A 2,838-nucleotide genomic window follows, 5' to 3' on the forward strand; every position below is an offset into this window, starting at 1 on the left:
GCCTCATTACGCACCAATCCGGACAGCGGCTGAATCAGGCGACTGATTCAGTCGCCTCATTCTGACTACTACGTGTCAGCAACTGGTCTCTTGAGCCAGAGTGGACAACTAGCGACTTTGGCCGTGAGCTTGTCCTGATCTCGCGTGCCAGTGCCACGAGTGAGCTTCACAGTGAGTGAGACGCCGACGTCAGTCCGTTCGACGTACTCCGTCTCTGATGACAGCTGGCGATTTGGATTCGATTCGACGTCTGTCTCAGGTACTGGGTTGGACTCAGTCATGTGCACTCCGCGAGGGTCTCTGTCTGCCCCCGCACCCTTTCAGAGGGTGAAAAACGCCTCTCTGCACTCGATTCCGAAAAGAGGTACTGTACTCAGTAGTGGACGTCTGCCGGAATGATCCACAGCTGCTCGTCTGCATCAGGGACACGATTGAGTTGCTCTCGGTGACGAATCGCCCCACCGAATTCATCGTAGAGGAAGAGTGACGGCCCACGGTAGGCGCCAAGATTGTAGCAAGCGTGCCGGGCAAGATTCTTGTCGTGCATGAGTTCGTCAGTACTGAACTCATTGAGCGCTTTTCTTACCCGGTCGAGATTCCGTTCGAACTCCTGTTTGGTCGCCGTCCAGCCACGTTCTAAGAGTTCCTCTCCGTCGGCTGAATCGATTGGTGCCACAACCGGTAATTCACCCCACCGAGCCTTGCCTGCGACGGCCGAACTCTCGTCGTCGAACTCGGTACTGTCGAGACGAGTGCTTCAACGATATCACGGCAATTGAAGCAACTGGCAGCACGAGGACTTGTGGCCGTTCGGGACGAAGACGCAGCCTACTATCGAATTTCAGATACCGGACTCGCGTATCTTGACGGAGAAGTCCCTGCAGATCAACTTCTGTTGCCAGGCGAAGACTCGAAGCCAACCACGCCATGTCGAGCAAGCGTTTCGAGGTCACGACTAACTTGGCCCTTATCACGGTCGAGTTGTCGAGCAAGCTCGCGGACTGACGCGACGTCGTTGTCGGCGAGATACGTGATCAGGTCGCGCCGCTTTGGCGTGAGGATTTCAGCGGCACTCTCGTGGCTCAGGACGTGTACCCCGTCCATCCCACCGCGAGCAAGCGCTCGTGACATCTGTTTCGTCTGTGGCTGTGTCTTCACGGCGGCGATGAGTTCGTCACGGCGGACTGGATACCCGTTGTCGAATTTGTCCGCAAGCTCTGACCGAATACCGGGATCTTCTGCTCGACCGAACTCGCATCACCCCGCTTCACCCGTGCGTACAGTTCGACCTGCTGCAGCTTCCGCCGCAACCGATCACATCGACCGTCGGTGACGAACGCCGGTAAGATACGCGTTTTCTGGCGGGCTGAACGAGTGATCCGGCACTTGTAACCGAACTGCCCGATGCTTCGATGGCACTTGTTCAGTGGGAATACTAGAAACTCTGGGGTTCCTAAGTTGATTTCAACTTGCCGCCGTTATCCGGCCACGTAATTTATGATGCAACCCATAAATTGTTCAATAGGGTTTGTTATCCAATGTCAATGGACGCCGTCGTCTACAAGGGCGAGCACGACGTTGCTATCGAAGCGGTAGACGAACCGGAACTCGAACATCCGAACGACATCGTCGTCGATATCACGACGACCGCAATCTGCGGGTCGGATCTCCACATGTACGAGGGGCGAACCGATGCCGAGCCAGGTATCGTGTTCGGCCACGAGAACATGGGTATCGTCAAGGAGGTCGGCGACGGCGTCAGCACACTCAGCGAGGGCGACCGTGTTGTCATGCCGTTTAACGTTGCGTGTGGCTTCTGTGAGAATTGCGAAGAAGGGTACACCGGGTTCTGTACGAACGTCAATCCCGGATTTGCTGGGGGAGCGTACGGCTACGTCGCGATGGGGCCATATCAGGGCGGGCAGGCAGAGAAGCTTCGCGTCCCATACGCGGATTTCAACGCGCTGAAACTGCCACCAGGCGACGAACACGAGGACGCGTTCGCACTGCTGGCAGACATCTTCCCGACAGGATGGCACGGAACCGAACTTGCAAACCTCCAACCTGGCGACTCAGTTGCAATCTTCGGAGCGGGGCCGGTCGGACTGATGGCCGCCTACAGCGCGAAAATCAAAGGCGCAGCAGAAATCTACGTGGTCGACCGCGTTCCCAGCCGATTAGAGCTTGCAGAGGAGCACTGCGATGCGATTCCGATCAACTTCGAAGACTCCAACCCGGTCGAACAGATCAAGAATGCGCACGGCGGTGGTGTCGACAAGGGGGTCGACGCGGTTGGGTATCAAGCAATCGACGATGATAAGGAAGCCGACGATGCGTATGATCCCGCTCGGGAGAACCCCGCCATTGTCCTCAACCAACTCATTCAAACCGTCCGGCCGACGGGTCAAATCGGCGTTGTCGGGCTTTATGTCCCATCGGATCCTGGCGCACCCGACGAGATGGCTGCGCAGGGTCGGCTGGGTATCGACTTCGGCAAACTGTTCGAGAAGGGCCAGAAATTCGGCACCGGTCAATGCAACGTCAAAGAGTATAATCGTGAACTCCGAGACCTCATCATCCAAGGCCGCGCAGATCCAAGTTGGGTCGTCTCTCACCGAACTGAGTTGGCCGACGCGCCGGAGATGTACGAGCGGTTTGACCAACGTGAAGAGGGTGTGACGAAAGTTCTCTTGGAACCCTAGTCTGTTCCAAATCCATTTCGCTCATCTGTAGCGGTGAATACTTTCTCATGACTGGAGTTCGTAGCCTTCCCCAGCATGGTCAGCAGAGAGAGTGTCAACGAGGTCTTTCTGCCTGACAAAGAGGACTGTTTAGAGT

At 56.4% G+C, this 2,838-nt stretch carries 2 protein-coding genes and 2 pseudogenes; 1 reads left to right on the forward strand and 3 read right to left on the reverse strand.

Annotation, left to right across the window (positions count from 1 at the left end; all coding sequences use genetic code 11):
• Positions 1-113: 113 nt before the first annotated feature.
• From ACR3FF_RS26605 to ACR3FF_RS26615, 3 genes and pseudogenes are all read right to left on the reverse strand, one after another.
• Positions 114-281: pseudogene (locus ACR3FF_RS26605) on the reverse strand (DUF7389 domain-containing protein); the annotation flags it as partial.
• Positions 282-373: 92 nt separating this feature from the next.
• Positions 374-733, reverse strand: a pseudogene (locus tag ACR3FF_RS26610) (DUF7995 family protein); the annotation flags it as partial.
• 152 nt (positions 734-885) lie between these two features.
• Positions 886-1,131: an HVO_A0114 family putative DNA-binding protein gene (locus ACR3FF_RS26615; RefSeq protein WP_458191088.1), complete on the reverse strand. Its 246-nt coding sequence runs from the start codon at positions 1,129-1,131 to the stop codon at positions 886-888.
• Positions 1,132-1,544: 413 nt separating this feature from the next.
• Between ACR3FF_RS26615 and ACR3FF_RS26620 the strand changes: the two genes are divergently transcribed.
• Positions 1,545-2,702 (forward strand): glutathione-independent formaldehyde dehydrogenase, encoded by a 1,158-nt coding sequence (locus tag ACR3FF_RS26620; RefSeq protein ID WP_458191089.1) that lies wholly within the window; start codon positions 1,545-1,547, stop codon positions 2,700-2,702.
• Positions 2,703-2,838: the final 136 nt, after the last annotated feature.

The sequence above is a fragment of the Haladaptatus ordinarius genome, assembly GCF_054177595.1.